Source organism: Nocardia takedensis NBRC 100417, from assembly GCF_000308695.1.
GTDB lineage: Bacteria > Actinomycetota > Actinomycetes > Mycobacteriales > Mycobacteriaceae > Nocardia > Nocardia takedensis.
In genome coordinates this window covers 62,581-81,347 of sequence record NZ_BAGG01000021.1, presented here as the reverse complement: position 1 = coordinate 81,347, position 18,767 = coordinate 62,581, and the positions used below count along the sequence as shown (strand labels likewise).

19 protein-coding genes are annotated in these 18,767 nt (G+C 69.4%); 8 read left to right on the top strand and 11 right to left on the bottom strand.

Translation table 11 applies throughout. From position 1 onward, the window contains the following. Positions 1-14: 14 nt before the first annotated feature. Both ON30_RS05340 and ON30_RS05335 read left to right on the top strand, forming a co-directional pair. Complete coding sequence (locus ON30_RS05340) at positions 15-1,271, top strand: SatS C-terminal domain-containing protein (protein WP_040704644.1); 1,257 nt, start codon at positions 15-17, stop codon at positions 1,269-1,271. A 97-nt stretch (positions 1,272-1,368) separates the two neighbouring features. Further along, positions 1,369-3,057, top strand: a complete 1,689-nt coding sequence (locus ON30_RS05335; protein ID WP_040704643.1) for a serine/threonine-protein kinase — start codon at positions 1,369-1,371, stop codon at positions 3,055-3,057. Positions 3,058-3,102: 45 nt separating this feature from the next. Here the strand turns inward: ON30_RS05335 and ON30_RS05330 are convergent, their stop codons facing one another. From ON30_RS05330 to ON30_RS05315, 4 genes are all read right to left on the bottom strand, one after another. After that, on the bottom strand, positions 3,103-3,855 hold the full coding sequence (locus ON30_RS05330) for an SDR family oxidoreductase (RefSeq protein ID WP_040704642.1): 753 nt from the start codon (positions 3,853-3,855) through the stop codon (positions 3,103-3,105). An 87-nt stretch (positions 3,856-3,942) separates the two neighbouring features. Beyond that, positions 3,943-5,040, bottom strand: coding sequence for an adenosine deaminase (locus ON30_RS05325; protein ID WP_040704640.1), 1,098 nt, complete (start codon positions 5,038-5,040; stop codon positions 3,943-3,945). A 61-nt stretch (positions 5,041-5,101) separates the two neighbouring features. Then, a complete protein-coding gene (locus ON30_RS05320; protein WP_051028956.1) occupies positions 5,102-6,400 on the bottom strand; it encodes a thymidine phosphorylase in 1,299 nt (432 codons plus the stop codon). Between the two features lie 25 nt (positions 6,401-6,425). Further along, a complete protein-coding gene (locus ON30_RS05315) occupies positions 6,426-6,827 on the bottom strand; it encodes a cytidine deaminase (RefSeq protein ID WP_040704638.1) in 402 nt (133 codons plus the stop codon). Positions 6,828-7,109: 282 nt separating this feature from the next. Between ON30_RS05315 and sdhC the strand changes: the two genes are divergently transcribed. The 4 genes from sdhC to ON30_RS05295 are packed head-to-tail and all read left to right on the top strand — an operon-like array spanning position 7,110 to position 10,504. Then, on the top strand, positions 7,110-7,508 hold the full coding sequence (sdhC, locus tag ON30_RS05310) for a succinate dehydrogenase, cytochrome b556 subunit (protein ID WP_083911151.1): 399 nt from the start codon (positions 7,110-7,112) through the stop codon (positions 7,506-7,508). 5 nt (positions 7,509-7,513) lie between these two features. Continuing rightward, positions 7,514-7,945 (top strand): succinate dehydrogenase hydrophobic membrane anchor subunit, encoded by a 432-nt coding sequence (locus ON30_RS05305; RefSeq protein WP_040704637.1) that lies wholly within the window; start codon positions 7,514-7,516, stop codon positions 7,943-7,945. A gap of 16 nt (positions 7,946-7,961) precedes the next feature. After that, on the top strand, positions 7,962-9,731 hold the full coding sequence (gene sdhA, locus ON30_RS05300) for a succinate dehydrogenase flavoprotein subunit (RefSeq protein ID WP_040704636.1): 1,770 nt from the start codon (positions 7,962-7,964) through the stop codon (positions 9,729-9,731). Further along, on the top strand, positions 9,731-10,504 hold the full coding sequence (locus ON30_RS05295) for a succinate dehydrogenase iron-sulfur subunit (RefSeq protein ID WP_040704635.1): 774 nt from the start codon (positions 9,731-9,733) through the stop codon (positions 10,502-10,504). Before sdhA ends, ON30_RS05295 begins: the two co-directional genes overlap by 1 nt. Before the next feature lie 156 nt (positions 10,505-10,660). Here ON30_RS05295 and ON30_RS05290 read toward each other — a convergent pair whose 3' ends face one another. From ON30_RS05290 to ON30_RS05280, 3 genes are all read right to left on the bottom strand, one after another. After that, positions 10,661-11,572, bottom strand: a complete 912-nt coding sequence (locus tag ON30_RS05290) for an alpha/beta fold hydrolase (protein WP_040704634.1) — start codon at positions 11,570-11,572, stop codon at positions 10,661-10,663. Positions 11,573-11,651: 79 nt separating this feature from the next. Beyond that, positions 11,652-12,329 (bottom strand): RadC family protein, encoded by a 678-nt coding sequence (radC, locus tag ON30_RS05285; RefSeq protein ID WP_040704632.1) that lies wholly within the window; start codon positions 12,327-12,329, stop codon positions 11,652-11,654. Positions 12,330-12,411: 82 nt separating this feature from the next. Beyond that, positions 12,412-12,594, bottom strand: coding sequence for a type II toxin-antitoxin system VapB family antitoxin (locus tag ON30_RS05280; RefSeq protein ID WP_040704631.1), 183 nt, complete (start codon positions 12,592-12,594; stop codon positions 12,412-12,414). A gap of 135 nt (positions 12,595-12,729) precedes the next feature. Here ON30_RS05280 and ON30_RS05275 point away from each other — a divergent pair, with 135 nt between their 5' ends. Continuing rightward, positions 12,730-13,659, top strand: coding sequence for a phenylalanine 4-monooxygenase (locus tag ON30_RS05275; RefSeq protein ID WP_040704629.1), 930 nt, complete (start codon positions 12,730-12,732; stop codon positions 13,657-13,659). On the opposite strand, the gene ON30_RS05270 is transcribed toward ON30_RS05275, so the two are convergent. Further along, positions 13,607-14,194, bottom strand: a complete 588-nt coding sequence (locus tag ON30_RS05270; protein ID WP_040704628.1) for a TetR/AcrR family transcriptional regulator — start codon at positions 14,192-14,194, stop codon at positions 13,607-13,609. The two genes, ON30_RS05275 and ON30_RS05270, sit on opposite strands and share 53 nt — an antisense overlap. 135 nt (positions 14,195-14,329) lie before the next feature. Between ON30_RS05270 and ON30_RS05265 the strand changes: the two genes are divergently transcribed. Then, positions 14,330-15,619: a D-alanyl-D-alanine carboxypeptidase family protein gene (locus ON30_RS05265; protein WP_051028955.1), complete on the top strand. Its 1,290-nt coding sequence runs from the start codon at positions 14,330-14,332 to the stop codon at positions 15,617-15,619. Positions 15,620-15,644: 25 nt separating this feature from the next. Here ON30_RS05265 and yhjD read toward each other — a convergent pair whose 3' ends face one another. From yhjD to ON30_RS05250, 3 genes are read right to left on the bottom strand one after another with little or no spacing between them, the layout of a single operon-like run. Next, a complete protein-coding gene (gene yhjD, locus ON30_RS05260; protein ID WP_040704627.1) occupies positions 15,645-16,667 on the bottom strand; it encodes an inner membrane protein YhjD in 1,023 nt (340 codons plus the stop codon). Between the two features lie 42 nt (positions 16,668-16,709). Continuing rightward, positions 16,710-17,741 (bottom strand): tryptophan--tRNA ligase, encoded by a 1,032-nt coding sequence (gene trpS / locus ON30_RS05255; RefSeq protein ID WP_040704626.1) that lies wholly within the window; start codon positions 17,739-17,741, stop codon positions 16,710-16,712. A gap of 21 nt (positions 17,742-17,762) precedes the next feature. Beyond that, on the bottom strand, positions 17,763-18,695 hold the full coding sequence (locus ON30_RS05250) for an oxygenase MpaB family protein (RefSeq protein WP_040704625.1): 933 nt from the start codon (positions 18,693-18,695) through the stop codon (positions 17,763-17,765). Positions 18,696-18,767: the final 72 nt, after the last annotated feature.

Here is an 18,767-nt window from a genome sequence, read left to right as displayed (position 1 = left end):
ATAGGCTTCCGCTCATGGCTTCTGGAGACATCGTCCCGATCGAGCTCGGCCTGACCGACGGCGATCTCGTCACCCTGTGGGCACCGCACTGGCGAGACGGGGACGACGAGTGGGAGGCGTTCCTCGGACACGAGGATTCGCTGTACGGATTCGAGTCCGTGGCGGAGCTGGCGGCGTTCATCCGCACCGACTCCGACAACGACCTGGTGGACCATCCGGCCTGGAAGATCGTGGCCGGGCTGTCGGCGGCCGAGCTGGAGCCGGTGGAGAACCACACCTACGATCTGGTCGCGGTGCCCGAACTGGCCGCCGCCGACCCCGACGTGGAATCCATCGCCGAGTTGGAGGACACGCTCGCGATGGTCCGCAACATCGGCGAGGTCTGCGAACTCGAGACCGTGACCAAGTTCTTCAGCGCGAATCCGATCCTGGGGGCGCTGCCCTCCGGCATCGGCACCTTCGTGGGCCGGGACGGCGAGGAACTCTGGGACCAGATCGGCGCGGCCATCGCCAAGGACTGGGACGCCGTACTCGACGCCATCGATTCGGTGGTCTCCACCCCCGAGGTCGACGCCAAGGCCGTCGCCGTCGCCGAGGCGGAGTTGCTGGCCGCCGAGGAGAACGAGATCGACGCCGAGGACGCCGCCGACGGCGAGGAGGACGAGGAGTTCGAATCCGTCGACCTCGACGCGGACGACGAGGAGGACGAGGAGGACGAGGAGCTGACGTTCTGGCACGAGGTCGGCATCGACCCGGTCAAGATCATCACCTCCGACGGCGAGTTCTTCACGCTGCGCTGTTACCTCGACGACGAGCCCATCTTCCTCGGCCAGAACGGCAGCATCACGGTCTTCGGCTCCGAGCGGTCGCTGGCCCGCTACCTCGCCGACGATCACGAACACGATCTGGCCAAGGTCAGCACCTACACCGACGTGCAGACGGCGGCCGTGGACGGTTCGCTGGAGGTCGAGGTCGGCGACGAGAACGTCTACGTGCTCACCGGTCTGGCCGACGATCTGTCGCAGGGCCCGGAGGCCGTCGACATCGACCAACTCGACTTGGCGGTGGAGTTGTTCACCGACGCCGCCGACTACGCCGAGGACGACGCCGTGGAGCAGGCGCTCGCGCAGTCCACGCCGCTGGGCTGGTACGTCTCCTACCTGCTCAATCCCGATCCGACCCGGATGGCCCCGAATCCGCCGTTCCAGGCCGAGGCGCAGAGTTGGCGCGATCTGGAGCGGGCCTTCGAGGCGCGGCTCGACCAGAAGTAGTCCGCACCCGCGTTCGACCACACCGTCCTCCCGCGGCACGTTAGCCTGGTTGCCAGGAGATAACTGATCCCGCGATCGTCGCGAGGAGGAATCGGTTGTGAACCGTCTGCGGGAAGTGCGTCGCGTACGGGGTCCGCTGGCAGGCCACGGACTCCACGTCGAGAACTATGCCGCCGATCCCATGCTCTGCCGGTCGGGCATCTGGGTCGGGGCGCGGTACTACTCCTCGGAATCGGTCACCGTCACCGCGGACCCGTGGTGGCCGACCGAGGAGTTCGCCTTCGGCATCGACTCCTGGCAGCCGATCTTCTACCCGTTCCGCGAAGACCAGTACTTCGGGCCGCGCCCGGTGCCGGACGCGGAGTCGGTCACCTACAGCGGCGACCCGAACGAACCGCGCTCGATCACGCTGTCCATCGCGCCGGGCGCCGAACCCGCCTGCCACACCGTCCGGGCGGTCTCCCCGTACGGCGGCGGCGTCGATCCGGAGGCCCGCGCGCCCAGTCGCAGCTTCGAGGTGTGGCTCAGCGGGTACGAGATCGTCTGGTCACCGGAGAATCTCGCCCAGGAAGCCGCCTGCCGCCGCGATTTCCACGAGGATCTGCGCGAATCCCTGCGGCAACTCGTCCCGGCCCCGCTGTTCGGCACCCCGGAGGACCCGGGTCCGGTGGAACTCGGATTGCGCGCGCTGCGTGGCGACCAGGTCACCGCGATCCGTGCCTGTCTGGCCGAGATCGGCCGCCGCGAGTCCGGCGGGCCGGACGACGAATTCCTCGCCGCCCTGCGCACCGGCCTGGCCAACGCCGTCCTCACGGCCGCCGAACCGTACGTGGCGCACAACCCCGCCGTGCCCCTGCCCTCCCCCGCTCGAGGCGCGTTCGGGCGGCCGTTCGACGCACCGCCTCGATACGCTCCCCCGCTCGGCGGACCCTACGGCGGTTCCGCGCCGCGCAACGGCGTCCATCACGACGGCCCACTCCCCCACGCCGACCCGTATGCCGAGTGGTCGCCCGGAGATCAGGACGCACCCCGCCCGTCCGACCCGCTGTCCCGCCCTTACGAGGACGCCGACGGCGAGTACCCGGTGGGAGAGGACTCGAGGGCCGGGCATCCGGTCGGCGGCATCCCCACCGGCAGCGATGTCCACGGCGTCGATGATCCCGTGGGCGAAGACTCCGCGCCGGGCGATCCGCGCCGCAGCGACCTCACCGGTTCGGCGGACGCGCCCTACACCGCCGATGCCCCGCTGGCCGGTCTCGCCCGGTACCCGGCCGACTCCTCCGACGCGGCGGATGTCGACGGCTCACGGCACGCGGTCGAATCCGGTGCGCTCCCGGAGACGGCCGAGGCCCCGAAGTCGGGCCCGAACGATCTGTCCCGAACCACCGGTTCCGACAGCACCGGCGCGAGCCCCGCGACGGCGCTGGACGACGAAGTCGCGGCGCATACCCAGCACACCCGCGCCTGGTCGGCCGAACCGGAGCAATCCCCCGCCGCCGGTTCGGGCGACCACGCCGAGGCCGACCACACCGAGAACACGGTCAGCGAGCAAGCCCCGCACACCCCCGATGCCGGAGACCGGGATCTCACCCACGACGACCCAGTGGCGCTGCGCACCGCGAACGGCGGAAAGAACCGTCTCCCCCGCCGCATCCGCCGCGTCCCCCGCCCCCTGGTAGACGATTCGGGCCCCTTGGCCGCCGACAGCACACCCGGCATCCCCGCCGAATCGCCACCGACCGAATCGGCCACCCCGTCCGACCGTTCCGACACCACCGACGAGTAACCACAGGCTGCGCCCGCGGCAGGCTCCTGACGCCGTCCGGGTTGGTCACGCCGGGTAGTGGCGGTCCAGCCATTCCTCGAAGGTGGGGCCGCCGGTGAAGGCGTCGGGGCCGGGGAGCAGGGCTCCGGCGGCGCGGAGTTTCTGTTCCGGGTCGGACGGGTCGCCGACCTCGGTGACGTGGGCCGGGCTGCCGCGGCGTGCGGCGAGGCGGCTGACCGCGGCGGCCAGATCGAGGGCGTGCGGACCCGCGACTTCGATCGTGTCGGGGGCGTCGGCGGCGGTGGCGTAGTCGGCGAGGTGTTCGGCGACGGTGCGCAAGTCGACCAGTTGGGTGCGGGTTTCCGGGACGTAGGCGGTGTCGCCGCTGGTGGTCCGGTCGAGCATCATCTCGGTGAATTCGTGGAACTGGGCGGCACGCAGGAAGCGGACCGGGACGGGACCGCGCCGGTAGGCGGTTTCCTGGGCGAGTTTGCCCGCGTAGTGGCCGGTGGTGAACGGGTCGATGCCGATGATGGACACCAGCGCGATCCGCCGGACGCCTGCCGCGGCGGCCGCGCGCTGGACGGTGGTGGCGACGGTGCCGAAGAAGTCGATGACCTCGGCGGTGTCGATGGTTCCGACGCTGACGGCGTCGATCACCACCCCGACGCCCGCGAGTGCCTGTTCGAGTCCTTCGCCGGTGTAGACGTCCACGCCGGCGGCGCGGTTGAGCGCCGCCACGTCGTGTCCGCGTTCGGTGAGCACCTCGACCGTCTTGCGGCCGATCCGTCCGGTGGCTCCGAGAACCGCGATGCGCATGGGAAGTCTCCTTCTCTGGTGGTGTCACCGGGAGGACGAGACCGCGTCGGGAAGTGTGACATCGCGGTGCTCGGACCGCGGTTCGGCTCAGCCCAGCAGTACGGCGTATCCGGGTTTGATGATGTCGTCGATGATGCGCAGGCGTTCGGGGAACGGGATGAACGCCGATTTCATCGCGTTGATGGTGAACCGTTCCAGGTCGCTCCACCCGTAGCCGAAGGTCTCGACCAGTTTGTGCATCTCCCGGCTCATGGTGGTGTCGCTCATGAGCCGGTTGTCGGTGTTGACGGTGACGCGGAAGCGCAGCCGCGCCAGCAGGTCGAACGGGTGCTTGTCGAGGGAGGGCACCGCGCCGGTCTGCACGTTCGACGACGGACACAGTTCCAGCGGAATTCGCATGTCGCGCACGTAGTTGGCGACCGGGCCGAGCCGGGCGTCCTCGATCGCGCCGGGGACGTCGATGTCGTCGGTGATGCGCACACCGTGGCCGAGTCGGTCGCAGCCGCAGAAGGCCAGTGCCTCGTGGATGGAGGGCAGGCCGAACGCCTCGCCCGCGTGGATGGTGAAGTGCGCGCTGTTGGCGCGCATGTACTCGAAGGCGTCGAGGTGGCGGCTGGGCGGATACCCGGCCTCCGCGCCCGCGATGTCGAAGCCGCCGACGCCGCGGTCGCGCCAGCGCACGGTGAGTTCGGCGATCTCGCGGGAGCGGGCGGCGTGGCGCATGGCGGTGAGCAGGCAGGTCACCACGATGGGTCGGCCTTCGGCGGCGGCGATGGCCTCACCTTCGCGGAAGCCGGCCAGGGTGTGTTCGACCACCTCGTCCAGGCTCAGTCCGGCTTCGAGGTGCTGCTCGGGGGCGAAGCGCACTTCGGCGTAGACGACGCCGTCGGCGGCGAGGTCCTGGGCGCATTCGGAGGCGACCCGGCGCAGGCCTGCGGGCGTCTGCATGACGGCGACGGTGTGCGCGAAGGTCTCCAGGTAGCGTTCCAGCGATCCGCTGTCGGCGGCGTCGCGGAACCAGGAACCGAGCGCTTCGGCGTCGGTGGCGGGTAGGTCGGCGTAACCGCAATCGGCGGCGAGCTCCAGCACGGTCGCGGGCCGCAGACCACCGTCGAGGTGGTCGTGCAGAAGTGCCTTGGGAGCTTGGCGGATCGAGGCGAGGGTCAGTGGCATCGGTCCTGTCATGCACACACGTTAGCCGCAGTTGTGCCCGCTCGGCAGCTCAGTGGCGGCACTCACCGCCCGTTCAGCCGGCGACACGCCCGAGGACCCGCGACACGGCGGTGGGGGCGGGGTTCGAATCGGCAGGGGCGAGGTCGTAGGCCCCGTCGAGGGCGGCCAGGGCGGCAGGGAAGGCGTCGGGGGTGTCGGTGTGCAAGGTGATCAGCGACTGTCCGGCGATCACCCGGTCGCCCGGCACGGCGTGCAGTTCGACGCCCGCGCCGAACTGCACCGGGTCGCCTTGGCGTCGTCGGCCCGCGCCGAGCCGCCAGGCGGCGAGGCCGACCCCCATCGCGTCGAGTCGGGTGAGCACGCCGGCGCGGTCGGCGCGGACGGTCTCGGTGTGCCGGGCGCGCGGCAGCGGTGCATCGGGGTCGCCGCCCTGGGCGCGCACCATCGCGCGCCAGTGGTCCATGGCGCGTCCGTCGGCCAGCGCCGCGGCGGGGTCGGCGTCCAGGCCCGCGGCGGCCACCATCTCCCGGGCCAGCGTGAGGGTCAGCTCGACCACGTCGGCGGGGCCGCCGCCCGCGAGCACCTCCACCGATTCGGCGACTTCGAGCGCGTTGCCGGCGGTGCGGCCCAGTGGGGTGTCCATGGCGGTGAGCAGGGCGACGGTCCGCACCCCGGAGTCCAGGCCCAGTTCGACCATGGCGGCGGCAAGTTCCCGCGCGGAGTCGAGATCCTTCATGAACGCCCCCGACCCGACCTTGACATCGAGGACCAGCGCCGCCGTACCTTCGGCGATCTTCTTGCTCATGATCGAACTGGCGATCAGCGGGATGGATTCGACGGTGCCGGTGACATCGCGCAACGCGTAGAGCCGTTTGTCGGCGGGGGCGAGGTCGGCCCCGGCCGCGCAGACGACCGCGCCGATCGCGGGGTCGGTGAGGATCTCGCGCATCCGGGCCACCGGGACCTCGGCCCGCCAGCCGGGGATGGCCTCGAGTTTGTCCAGGGTGCCGCCGGTGTGGCCGAGGCCGCGGCCGGACAGTTGCGGCACCGCGGCGCCGCAGGCGGCGACCAGCGGGGCCAACGGCAGGGTGATCTTGTCGCCGACGCCGCCGGTGGAGTGCTTGTCGACGGTGGGGCGCGGCAGGTCGGTGAAGTCCATCCGGGTGCCGGAGGCGATCATGGCGGCGGTCCAGCGGGCGGTCTCGCGGCGGGTCATCCCGCGCCACAGGATGGCCATGGCCAGGGCGGCCATCTGTTCGTCGGCGACGGCGCGGCGGGTGAAGGCGTCCACGATCCAGTCGATCTGGGTGTCGGCGAGTTCGCCGCCGTCGCGCTTGGCGGTGATGATCGAAACCGCGTCCAGTGCCGTCACATCGGCCAGTCTGGCACGGGTTCGATCACGTCTGCCCGGCGTCGAGGTCGTCGGGGCCGAAGGCGTCGGGCAGCAGCCGCCGCAGCGGGACAGGGCCCGCGCGATGGTCGACCAGCAGATCGGGTCCGCCGTGCTCGTACAGCAGTTGTCGGCACCGTCCGCAGGGCATGAGGATTTCGCCGCGGGAATCGCTGACCGAGACGGCCACCAGCCTGCCGCCACCGCCCGCGAATAAGTTACCGATGAGTACACATTCGGCGCAGAGGGCTAATCCGTATGAGACATTTTCCACATTGCAACCGCGCACAATTCGGCCATCCGCGCTGAGAGCCGCAGCTCCGACCGGAAACCGCGAGTAGGGTGCATAGGCATTCCGCATGACTTCAATAGCATTGTCACGCAAGACATTCCAGTCGATTTCCGTCATCGCCCCGCTCCACTGTAACGCGCCGTACGCGGGCGCGCCAGAACCCCGGCGCACCCCATTACGCATCAAGAAAGGTAAGCCTAACTCCGCCCAATGTAGCGCAACGCACGGCACGCCGAATTAGTTCCGCGATTGCGGGGGGATTAGAGTTCAGAACTAGATCGGTTCAGGTTCCCGGCGGCGGGCCGGAGTGTTACCCACCTGGGCATTCACCCCTCCCGACGCGGCCTGCGCTCGGACTTGCGACCGAGTCCATCGACGACGTTGGAGGCACGGCACTCTATGACCACGATTGAAGCTCCGGCCCAGCCGAAGCGGAAGACGCTGTACCGAGGCGACCCCGGAATGTGGTCGTGGGCACTGCACCGCATCACCGGCGTCACGATCTTCTTCTTCCTGTTCGTCCACGTTCTGGACACGGCCCTGGTGCGCGTCAGCCCGGCCACCTACAACGAGGCGATCGAGACCTACAAGAGCCCGATCGTCGCGCTCATGGAGATGGGCCTGGTCGTGTGCGTGCTGTTCCACGCACTCAACGGCGTCCGCGTCATCCTGGTCGACTTCTGGAGCAAAGGCCCCAAGTACCAGCGCCTGATGCTGTGGATCGTGCTGGGCGTCCTGGTGCTGCTGGCCGCGCCCGCGATCGGCCGCATGTTCTTCTACCTGTTCACGGAGCACTGATACCCATGAGCGCACCTGTACTCGGTAAGTCCTACGACCGTCCGGCCAGCCTGGACTCCCCGCGCTCCCCGCGTGCCCGCTCGAACAACAACTTCGAGAAGTACGCCTGGCTGTTCATGCGGTTCTCCGGCCTGCTGCTGATCGCGCTGGTCCTGGGCCACATGGCGATCATGCTGCTGCTCGACGGCGGCGTGAAGCGCCTGAACTTCGCCTTCGTCGCGGGCCGCTGGTCGAGCCCGTTCTGGCAGATCTGGGACCTGACCATGCTGTGGCTGGCCCAGTTGCACGGCGGCAACGGCCTGCGCACGGTCATCGCGGACTACTCGCGCAAGGACTCCACCCGGTTCTGGCTCAACACCGCCCTCGCTGTCTCGATGATCCTGATCATGGGCGTCGGCACGTACGTCATCTTCACCTTCGACCCCAACATCAGTTAGGAACAGGCCACCTCACATGAGTGTTGATTCCCGCGTTCAGGAGCATCGCTACGACGTCGTGATCGTCGGAGCGGGCGGCGCAGGCATGCGTGCGGCGATCGAGGCCGGTCCCCGCGCCCGGACGGCGGTGCTGACCAAGCTGTACCCGACCCGCAGCCACACCGGCGCGGCCCAGGGCGGCATGTGCGCGGCGCTGGCCAACGTCGAAGAGGACAACTGGGAGTGGCACACCTTCGACACCGTCAAGGGTGGTGACTACCTGGTCGACCAGGACGCCGCGGAGATCATGGCCAAAGAGGCCATCGACGCCGTGCTCGACCTGGAGAAGATGGGCCTGCCGTTCAACCGGACCCCCGAGGGCAAGATCGACCAGCGCCGGTTCGGCGGCCACACCCGCGACCACGGCAAAGCCCCCGTGCGCCGTGCGTGCTACGCCGCCGACCGCACCGGCCACATGATCCTGCAGACGCTCTATCAGAACTGCGTCAAGCACGACGTGGAGTTCTACAACGAGTTCTACGTGCTGGACCTGGTGCTCACCGAATCCGAGCGCGGACCGGTCGCCACCGGCGTGGTCGCCTACGAGTTGGCCACCGGCGAACTGCACGTCTTCCACGCCAAGTCGATCGTGTTCGCCACCGGCGGTTCCGGCCGCATGTACAAGACCACCTCCAACGCCCACACCCTGACCGGTGACGGCATGGCTATCGTGTTCCGCAAGGGCCTGCCGCTCGAGGACATGGAATTCCACCAGTTCCATCCCACGGGTCTGGCGGGTCTGGGCATCCTCATCTCCGAGGCGGTCCGCGGCGAGGGCGGCATCCTGCGCAATGCCTCCGGCGAGCGGTTCATGGAGCGCTACGCCCCCACCATCAAGGACCTCGCGCCCCGCGACATCGTCGCCCGGTCGATGGTGCTCGAGGTGCTCGAGGGCCGCGGCGCCGGACCGAACAAGGACTACGTCTACATCGACGTGACCCACCTCGGCGAGGAAGTGCTCGAGGAGAAACTGCCCGACATCACCGAGTTCTCCCGCACCTACCTGGGCGTCGACCCGGTCAAGGAACCGGTGCCGGTCATGCCGACCTGCCACTACGTGATGGGCGGCATCCCCACCCGGATCCGCGGCGAGGTGCTGCGCAACAACTCCGACGTCGTCCCCGGCCTGTACGCCGCGGGCGAGTGCGCGTGCGTGTCGGTGCACGGCTCGAACCGCCTGGGCACCAACTCGCTGCTCGACATCAACGTCTTCGGCCGCCGCGCGGGCATCGCCGCCGCGGAGTACGCCCAGCGCACCGAATTCGTGGAGATGCCGGAGGAGCCGGCCAAGATGGTGCAGGAGTGGTTGAAGCTGATCCTGTCCGATCACGGCAACGAGCGGGTCGCCGACATCAGGACCGAGTTGCAGTACACGATGGACATGAACGCCGCCGTGTTCCGCACCGAGGACACCCTCAAGCAGGCGCTCACCGACATCCACGCCCTCAAGGAGCGCTACGCGCGGATCACCGTGCAGGACAAGGGCAAGCGCTACAACAGCGATCTGCTCGAGGCCGTCGAGCTGGGCTTCCTGCTCGAACTGGCCGAGGTCACCGTCGTCGGCGCGCTGAACCGGAAGGAATCGCGCGGCGGCCACGCCCGCGACGACTACCCCGATCGCGACGACGTCAACTTCATGCGCCACACGATGGCGTACAAGGAAGGCGCCGACCTCCTCTCCGAGATCCGCCTCGACTTCAAGCCGGTGGTGCAGACCCGATACGAGCCGATGGAGCGTAAGTACTGATGACTGCTGTAGCCGAAGCGCCTTCTTCGCAGAAGCCCGCTCCCGTGCCGGACGGGTCGGTCATGATCACCGTGAAGGTCGCGCGGTTCAACCCCGAGGACGACAAGGGCGCGCACTGGGATTCGTTCCAGGTGCCGGTCCTGCCGACCGACCGGTTCCTGAACGTGCTGATCTACATCAAGTCCTACCTGGACGGCACGCTGACCTTCCGGCGCTCCTGCGCGCACGGGGTGTGCGGGTCCGACGCCATGCGCATCAACGGCGTCAACCGCCTGGCCTGCAAGCTGCTCATGAAGGACATGCTGCCCGCGGGCGACAAGCACATCACCGTCACCGTCGAACCGATCCGCGGCCTGCCCGTGGAGAAGGACCTCGTGGTGGACATGGAGCCGTTCTTCGACGCCTTCCGCGCGGTGAAGCCGTACCTGATGACCTCGGGTAACGAACCCACCCGCGAGCGCATCCAGAGCCAGGCCGACCGCGCCCGGTTCGACGACACCACCAAGTGCATCCTGTGCGCCTGCTGCACCACCTCCTGCCCCGTGTACTGGAGCGACGGCAGCTACTTCGGCCCGGCCGCGATCGTGAACGCGCACCGCTTCATCTTCGACAGCCGCGACGAGGGCGCGCGCGAACGTCTCGACATCCTCAACGACGTCGAGGGCGTGTGGCGCTGCCGCACCACGTTCAACTGCACCGACGCGTGCCCCCGCGGCATCGAGGTCACCAAGGCCATCCAGGAAGTCAAGCGGGCGCTGCTGTTCACCCGCTGATCCCCCGGTCCGCGAAGGCCGCCCGCTCCCGGAGCGCGGCGGCCTTCGTCGTTTCCGGCGCGTCCGCGCGAAACCGCCGCGCTCGTGGATCGTAAAGCCGCCGCGCGCCGGGATATCGCCCTCGTCACCGCGCCCGTCGGAGCCGACGCGCCTCGGTCAGTCGGTGCGCGCGCGGGTGTGCAGAGCGCGGATGACGGCCACGATCGGTTCGGGGGCGTCCAGGTGGAAGGTGCTGTGCCTGGCCTCGGGAACGGGGCGGAACTCGCCCGCGCCGACCTCGGCCGCCGCCGCGGTGTAGAGCGCGGTCTTGGCGTCGTTGAGTTCGGCGAGCATCTTCTTGGTGAGCACGCGGCGTTGGCCGTTGTCGCCGCCGAGAGCGGCCAGATAGACCGCGGGGATGTCGGGGAAGGCGGGCCCGCCGCGCAGTTCCGCGCGCAGGGCGGTGGCGTTGCGGCGCTCGCGCGCGCCCGCCAGCATCCACTCCCGGCTGACGTGGCCCGCGACCAGCGGGCGGCGCACCTCGGCGGGCCAGTCGGCGTACAGCTTGCGGTAGAACGGGCGCGACAGCACGCGCAGCAGCGCGGTCTGGAAACGGCCCGGCGCGACGGCCGGGGTCTGGTCCAGGTGCATATCGGCGGGCATGTGGGCGTCCCATTCCTCGTGGAACGGCTCCAAGCCGACGAAACCCGCCGTGTCCTCGGGGAACACCTGGGCGAAGCGGCGCGCGTTGGCGCCGCCGAGTCCGTGGCCGACCAGCAGATACGGGCCAGGGACGCCGGCTTCGGCGAGCAGCGAACGCAGTTCGGTGGCGACCTCGCTGGCGGTGCGCGGCAGGTCGGCGGATTCGCTCCACCCGGTGCCGCCGCGGTCGTAGAGCACCGAGGTGGTGAACTCGGCGACCGCGCGGTGCAGGTTCAGATAGTCGAGTCCGACCCCGCCCGCGCCCGGCAGGAACACCACCGCCGGGCCGCCTTCGCCCGCGCGCAGCAGGAACAGGTGCCGCCCCGCGACCCGGACCCGCTCGCCGATCGGCGGCGAGCCGGGTTCGTGCGCCTGCGTCTCGTTCATGGACCACCTTCCACCGGTTCGGCACGCACGCCTATATCAGCACGTGCCCGCCGCACCGTCCGACACCGGGGCCGCACCCTCACACGCCCGTGAGCGGCGCGGCGACCGACCAGCGGTCACCCGCGACCACCACGTGCTCGAGGAAACGCAGACCGACGGTGCCCGCGGCGGAGCGCAGCAGCGCCGAGGCCGCGCGGTCCTCCCGGCTGGGCGCGGGATCACCGGAGGGATGGTTGTGCGCGACCGCGAAGGCCCGCCCGTCGTGGCGCAGCACCGCGTTGAGGATCTCGCGGACGGGGACCGCGACCCGGTCGATCGCGCCCTCGGCGACGAAGACGGTGTGCCGCAACCGATGTCCGGCATCGCAGACCAGGACCAGCAGACGTTCCACCCGCACCCCCGCGAACAGCGGCGCGGCCACGGCGACGACGTCGGCGGCGCGTTCCAGACGCGGCGCGCGCTGACCGGCGTGCCGCGCGCGGGCCCCGAGTTGGAAGGCCGCCGAGATCAGCGCCGCCTTGGCGTGCCCGACGCCGCGATGGCGCGCCAGTTCCTCCGGGCGCGCGGCGGCGACACCGGCGATGCCGCCGTGTTCGGCGAGCAGTTCGGCGGCCAGGTCCAGCGCGCTCGCTCCCGGCCTGCCCTGGCCGAGCAGCAGCGCGAGCAGTTCGAGATCGCTGAGGACCTGCGGCCCCAGCGTCAGCAGACGTTCGCGCGGCCGTTGGCCGGACGGCAGATGGGCGATCGGTACCGACATGCGCAGCCCCCTCGAATGCGTTGGTGACGGCAATGATGCCGGCGCGCACCGACAGGTCGCGGACGGGCGGTCCGGCGCGGGGTCAGCGGGCGGCGAGCGTGCGCGATTCCCGGGACGCGAGCCGCTCCAGATGTCGCAGTTGCCGCTCGTGCACCACGATCCGGCGCAGCGCCTCGTTGACCGTGGCGTTGCCGCCGTCGGTGCCCATGATGGCGGCGGCTTGGGCCAGCAAACGCTGATCGAGATCGATCCGCACGGAAATCACACGTCCTCCTCGTACTCCTTCGTACTTTTGTCATCTTGCGGCATAGCGGGCGTCGCGGGTGGCGAATCGTAGGCATTCTGCGCAGTCGGCGGGTCGATTGTTGTCGCGCGGCCCCCGGGGTGCTTGCATCGACACATGTTCACCGAGGCTCGGCTGTATTCACCGGTGACGCGCACCGGTACGGGAGACGTGACCGTCCACCTGAGCGAAGAACATCCCGGCGTCCACGACCGGGCATATCGCGCCAGGCGAAATGCCATCGCGGCCATGGCGCTGGAATACCGGCCGGGCGACGCGCCGCCGCCGGTCGACTACACCGCCGACGAACAGCGGGTGTGGCGCACGGTGTCGGTGGAACTGGCGCGCAAACACCGGAAATACGCCTGCGCCGAGATCCGCGCGGCCGCCGGGCGGTTGGCGCTGCCGACGGATCGCATTCCGCAATTGGCCGAGGTCGGGGCCGCGCTGGCCCCGCTGACGGGTTTCCGCTACGTCCCGGCGGCGGGTCTGGTGCCGCTGCGGGAATTCTTCGGTTCCTTCGCCGAGCGGGTCTTCCATTCGACCCAGTACATCCGCCACCATTCCGCGCCGCTCTACACCCCGGAACCGGACGCCGTGCACGAGATCATCGGGCACGCCACCCAGCTGGCTAGTCCGCGTTTCGCGGCCCTCTACGAGACCGTCGGCGCGGCGGCGGCCCGGTTGCGCACCGAGCGGGCGCTGAAATTCCTCGCCGACGTGTTCTGGTTCTCGCTGGAATTCGGCGTGCTGCGCGAGGAGGGCGAGATCCGTTGCTACGGTGCGGGTCTGCTGTCGTCCTACGGGGAGATCGAGGAATTCCGGCACGCGGAGTTGCGACCGCTGGACGTGTGGGCGATGGGCGCCGCCGCCTACGACATCACCCATTACCAACCGGTGCTCTATTGCGCGGAATCGCTCGACGAGATCGAGGACGTGCTCGGGAATTTCTTCGCGACCATGGACGACGAGACCCCGCTGCGCGGGAATCCGCTCATTCGGCCCGCAACGGCAGACCGGCTTCCAACAGCGTCAGCGCCCGACTGATGTTGTCGGCGTTGACCGGCACCATCTTCGCGATGGCCAGTCCGCATCCCGCGATCGCGCCCGCGGCGACCCGGATCTCGAAATCCATTTCGTCGCGGCCGAGTCGTTCGGCGAGCAGTCCGGAAATCGCGTCGATATCGCGCTCGAACTGCGTCGTGACGGCGGCCCGCAGATCCGGGATGTGATATAGCAGCGCCTCGCGTTCCTGCTCGAAGGCGAGATTCTCGGCGGTCAGGTTCACGAATACGGTGGTCACGGCGTTGCGGAAGGCGGTGAGTGGCGGCAGGTCGCGCGGTTCCCTGGCCAGGGCGGTTTTCATCAGCGGCTCGAGGCGCGCGGTGAGGACCACCTGATCCTTGGTGGGAAAATGACGCAGGAATTCGCTCGGGGAAACTCCGGCGGCCTCGGCGATCTGTTCGACGGTCGTATCCCCGTAGCCGCGTTCCCGGAAAAGCCGATACGCCTCGGTGCGTATCCGGTGGCGGGTCCTTCCCGACCCGGTGGGATTCCCGACAGTGGGATCTTCGACCGACATGTCGTCGATTCTGTCGCATTCTCGGCGAACGTGCCCGTCGTCGTCCCGGGCGGCCGACACGCCCGGCAGCGGCGGCGGGCGAACCCGGCCGCGCCGGGGGCGCGCGGACACGCCCGGCCGATAGGCTCGGAGGCGATGAGCACCCTCGACCTTCGCCGCACCGCCGTCCGCTGCCTGGCCGCGGGCCTGGTCGCGGCGGCCGCCGTCGGCGGCGGGCTGTGGCCGACCGCGTTCGCGACACCGCCGAGCAGCACCACGCCGACGCCGTTCACGACACCGAACACCGACGCCTGCCCGCAGAAGTCCCGTCCCCCCACCGCGATCGACTCCTCGGAGGTCCCGCGACCGGGCGAGCCGACGCCGACCGCGCTGCCGGTGCCGACACCGGCACTGGGCGGGGCCAGGATGGCCGAATGTGGCGTCGTGCTGCCCGCCGGCGCGCCGGACGCGCCCGCGGACCTGTCGGCCACGTCCTGGGTGGTGGCCGATCTCGACACCGGCGAGGTGTTGGCCGCCAAGGACCCGCACGGCCGCTACCGGCCCGCCAGCACTATCAAGGTCCTGCTGGCGACGGTGGCGTTGCGGGCGCTGGACCTGAACAAGACGGTGACCGGCACGCAGGCCGACGCCGACATGGACGGCACCCGCGTCGGCATCGGTCCGGGCGGGCGCTACACCAACCGCCAGTTGATGCAGGCGCTGATCATGGCCTCCGGCAACGACGCCGCGCACGCGATCGCCGCCCAACTCGGCGGCACCGAGGCCACCGTGGCCAAGATGAACGAGACCGCGAAGGCGTTGCGCGCCTTGGACACCCGCACCGCCAGTCCGTCCGGTCTTGACGGGCCGGGGATGAGCACCTCGGCCTACGATCTGTCGCTGCTGTTCCGCGAGGCGATGACCATCCCGCTGTTCGCCGAACTGATCCACACCGAACAGGTCGACTTCCCCGGCTACCCGAAGGATCCGGCGAACCCGGACGACGTCGACCACCCCGGTTTCCCGATCGGCAACGACAATCACCTGCTCTACAACTACGACGGCGCGTTGGGCGGCAAGACCGGGTTCACCGACGACGCGCGCCAGACCTTCGTCGCCGCCGCCCAGCGTGACGGCCGCCGTTTGGTGGTGTCGCTGTTGCAGGCCGAGGTGAAACCGATCCGCCCGTGGGAGCAGGCCGCGCGACTGCTCGACTACGCCTTCGCACTGCCCGCGGGCAGTTCGGTCGGCACGCTGCCCTCGGCGGACGCGCCCGAGAACCCCGTGCTGGTCGCCGCGCCGCCGCCGGGTACGGACCAGCGCGCCGATCCCCCGCGTTCCACCGAGGACGACGATATGCGGCTCACGCTGGTCGTCGGCGGCGTCGTGCTGGTGGCGGCGCTGCTGATCGGGGCCCGTCGCCTCACCCGCCCCCGCCGGGGCTGACGGCGGCACGCGGCCGTCGACCCGGTCAGCGCTTGCGGAACCGGCTGAGGACCAAGGCCGCCAACGCTCCCGCGCCGAACGAGGCCGCGGCGGAGATCCCGCCGACGCCCGTGCTCGAGGTGACCCGTGGCCGGATGACCGCCGGGGCCGGGGCGGGCACGTCGGCCTCGTGCAGGTTGTCCGAGGCGGTGGCCGCCCAGGCGGTCGCGAACAGGATGATCCGGTAGGTGATGTAGCTGAACACCATCAGGCCGATGATCGAGCCGAAGGTTGCGCCCGCCGGGCTGCGCAGGACGATCTGCAAGTAGATGGTGGCGACGAATTTGAACAGCTCGAAGGCCACCGCCGCGAGCAGCGCCGCCTTGGCCGCGCTCTTCACCGTGACCGGTTCGCGCGGCAGTCGGGCGATGATCCAGGCGAACACCGCCCAGGTGGCCAGCAGCGCCAGCACGATCGAGAGCAGGCCGAGCAGCCACCGCGCACCGGGCAGGCCGTCGAGATTCAGCAGTTCCAGGACCTGCGCGCCCAGCGTGCTCGACCCGAGCGCCGAGAGCCCGAACGACACCACGAAGGCGAGTCCGAGACCGAGTAGCGCGCCGAGGTCGGAGATCTTGCTGAGCAGGAAGTTGGGTTCCTGGGTCTTTTGGTCCCACTGTTCGGTGAGGGCGGCGCGCAGGTTGGCCATCCAGCCGAGGCCCGCGTAGGCCGCGCCGAGCAGACCGAGTATGCCGACCGTGCCGCGGGAGTTGATGGCCTGGTCGATCAACTCGTTGATCTGGTCACCGAGCGAGCCGGGGATGTTCTCGATGATCTTGTCCTGCATCTCGGTGAGCAGTTCCGGCCTGCTCGACAGGATGAACCCCGCGACCGCGAAGGCGACCATGAGCAGCGGGAACAACGACAGCACCGTGAAATAGGTGATACCCGCGGCGTAGTAGTCGCCGCGTTGCCGCTGATAGCGCCCGCCCGCGCGGATCAGATGGTCCAGCCACGGACGCGCCTGGACCCGCCGCTCGACCCCGGCCTTGATGTTGTCGATCACCTGCACCGTTCAGCCCCTTCGACCGGAACCTCGCGGGTGCGACCGGGATCAGCGGGTCGCGAAACCCACTCGGTCGTAGACCTGTGCGAGGGTGTTGCCTGCGATCTCCCGTGCCCGTTCGGCTCCGCCCGCGAGGACACGGTCGAGTTCGCCCTGATCCGCCAAGTACTCCTGCACCTTGGTCCGCAGCGGCGTGACGAACTCGACCAGAGCGTCGGCCACGTCGGATTTCAGGTCACCATAGCCTTTACCCGCGAAATCGCGTTCCAAAGCAACGATCGGGGTGTCGGTGAGCGAGGACAGGATGACCAGCAGGTTGCTGACGCCCGGTTTGGTCTCCGGGTCGTAGCGGATCTCGCGTTCGGTGTCGGTGACCGCGGAACGGATCTTCTTGGCCGTGACCTTCGGATCGTCGAGCAGATTGATCAGGCCCGCGTCGGTGGAGGCGGACTTGCTCATCTTCGAGGTGGGGTCCTGGAGGTCGTAGATCTTGGCGGTGCCCTTGACGATGTGCGGTTCGGGCACCACGAAGGTCTTCTTGAAGCGGGTGTTGAAGCGCTGGGCCAGGTTTCGGGTGAGTTCGAGATGCTGGCGCTGGTCCTCGCCGACCGGGACCTGGTGCGCGCGGTAGAGCAGGATGTCGGCGGCCATCAGCACCGGGTAGGTGAACAGGCCGACGGTCGCGTTGTCGGCCCCCTGTTTGACCGACTTGTCCTTGAACTGCGTCATCCGACTCGCCTCACCGAATCCGGTGATACAGCTGAGCACCCAGGCCAGTTCCGCGTGTTCGGGCACCTGGCTCTGCACGAACAGCGTCGACTTCTTCGGGTCGATGCCGAGGGCGAGCAGTTGGGCGGCGGCCGCCTTGGTCCTGGCGCGCAGTTGTTTCGGGTCCTGCGGCACGGTGATGGCGTGCAGGTCGGGGATGAAGTACAGCGCCTCGTAGTCGTCCTGCATGGTCACCCAGTACTGGAGCGCACCGAGATAGTTACCGAGATGGAACGATTCACTGGTGGGCTGGATGCCGGACAGGACGCGCTGTTTGCGGTCCGCGGCCGGGGACTGCGCGGGACTGGACATGTCCCGATCTTCCCATGACCTTCAAGCGGAATTCCGCGCCGCCCGTTCGCGCGGTTCGATGCCCGGCATGCTCGGGCGGCCGCTGCGGTGCAGGGCGTGTTCACGCTTGGACACCAGCTTGTACAGCGGCGCGCTCGGGCCCGCGAGGGTGTCGCGCAGCACCGGACGGACCAGCGGCGGGGCCACGTGGGCGGCCCGCACTCCGGCGGCCAGCGCGCGGTGGGCCAGTTGTTCGGCCAGCCCCCAGCGCATGCCGTAGAGGTCGCGCACGCGCGGCGGCAGGCTGCCCTGCACCAGCAGGTAGAACGCCGAGGTGACCTGCTGGAGGGGCGGGCGCTGCGGGTACGGGACGCGCGCGCCCGCGAGGTAGGCGCCGACCAGGCGGGCTTCGTCGGTGAGGAACAGCCGCTCGGAGTCGAGATAGGCGTCGTACCAGCGGCGGAATTCGGGGTAGGTCGCGGGCGCGGCGTCGGCGGGCATGCCGAACAGTTCGCCCCAGCGCACGTAGTCGCGGTAGAGGGCGTCGCGTTCGCCGTCGGTGAGGGTGCGCACCAGCAGGTCGTGCATGACCTCGGCCGAGTCGAAGGTGAAGGCCATGGTCATGAACATCAGGTGCGGGTCGAGGGCGGAATAGCCGGTGCCCGCCGGATGGTGCACCCCGGCGTCCTCGGGCAGCGCGCCGACGACTTTCGCGTGCTTCTTGGTGGTGTAGGCCAGGGCGCGATCCGCTTCGGCCTTGCTGCCGAGGAACACGGCTTCGAACAGCTTCCCGGTGAGCGCGAGGCGGGTGTAGGGGGTCATGCGGTGTTCGGTGCTCTCGGCCGTCCCGACGAACAGCAGCGGGTTGACCGCGCCGACGACGAGCGCGCGCTGCCCGTAGGTCAGGCCGACGGCCCGCTTGCTCATGACCCGCCGGATCATCGAATGGTCGGCGAAATAGCCGGCGTCGGACATGGGAGCCTCCTCGTCGAGCACATCTGGCAATAGAATCCTCCAGATTCTCGCGAAGGGCAACCGCGCCGGCCG

What these genes read in the sequence shown, in the direction of transcription:
- ON30_RS05325 (WP_040704640.1), bottom strand. Translation starts at nt 5,040, where the DNA reads ATGACAGGACCGATGCCACTGACCCTCGCCTCGATCCGCCAAGCTCCC.
- ON30_RS05305 (WP_040704637.1), top strand. Translation starts at nt 7,514, where the DNA reads ATGAGCGCACCTGTACTCGGTAAGTCCTACGACCGTCCGGCCAGCCTG.
- trpS (WP_040704626.1), bottom strand. Translation starts at nt 17,741, where the DNA reads ATGTCCAGTCCCGCGCAGTCCCCGGCCGCGGACCGCAAACAGCGCGTC.
- ON30_RS05315 (WP_040704638.1), bottom strand. Translation starts at nt 6,827, where the DNA reads ATGACGGAAATCGACTGGAATGTCTTGCGTGACAATGCTATTGAAGTC.
- ON30_RS05330 (WP_040704642.1), bottom strand. Translation starts at nt 3,855, where the DNA reads ATGCGCATCGCGGTTCTCGGAGCCACCGGACGGATCGGCCGCAAGACG.
- radC (WP_040704632.1), bottom strand. Translation starts at nt 12,329, where the DNA reads ATGTCGGTACCGATCGCCCATCTGCCGTCCGGCCAACGGCCGCGCGAA.
- sdhC (WP_083911151.1), top strand. Translation starts at nt 7,110, where the DNA reads ATGACCACGATTGAAGCTCCGGCCCAGCCGAAGCGGAAGACGCTGTAC.
- sdhA (WP_040704636.1), top strand. Translation starts at nt 7,962, where the DNA reads ATGAGTGTTGATTCCCGCGTTCAGGAGCATCGCTACGACGTCGTGATC.
- ON30_RS05270 (WP_040704628.1), bottom strand. Translation starts at nt 14,194, where the DNA reads ATGTCGGTCGAAGATCCCACTGTCGGGAATCCCACCGGGTCGGGAAGG.
- ON30_RS05275 (WP_040704629.1), top strand. Translation starts at nt 12,730, where the DNA reads ATGTTCACCGAGGCTCGGCTGTATTCACCGGTGACGCGCACCGGTACG.
- ON30_RS05295 (WP_040704635.1), top strand. Translation starts at nt 9,731, where the DNA reads ATGACTGCTGTAGCCGAAGCGCCTTCTTCGCAGAAGCCCGCTCCCGTG.
- ON30_RS05340 (WP_040704644.1), top strand. Translation starts at nt 15, where the DNA reads ATGGCTTCTGGAGACATCGTCCCGATCGAGCTCGGCCTGACCGACGGC.
- ON30_RS05265 (WP_051028955.1), top strand. Translation starts at nt 14,330, where the DNA reads ATGAGCACCCTCGACCTTCGCCGCACCGCCGTCCGCTGCCTGGCCGCG.
- ON30_RS05250 (WP_040704625.1), bottom strand. Translation starts at nt 18,695, where the DNA reads ATGTCCGACGCCGGCTATTTCGCCGACCATTCGATGATCCGGCGGGTC.
- ON30_RS05290 (WP_040704634.1), bottom strand. Translation starts at nt 11,572, where the DNA reads ATGAACGAGACGCAGGCGCACGAACCCGGCTCGCCGCCGATCGGCGAG.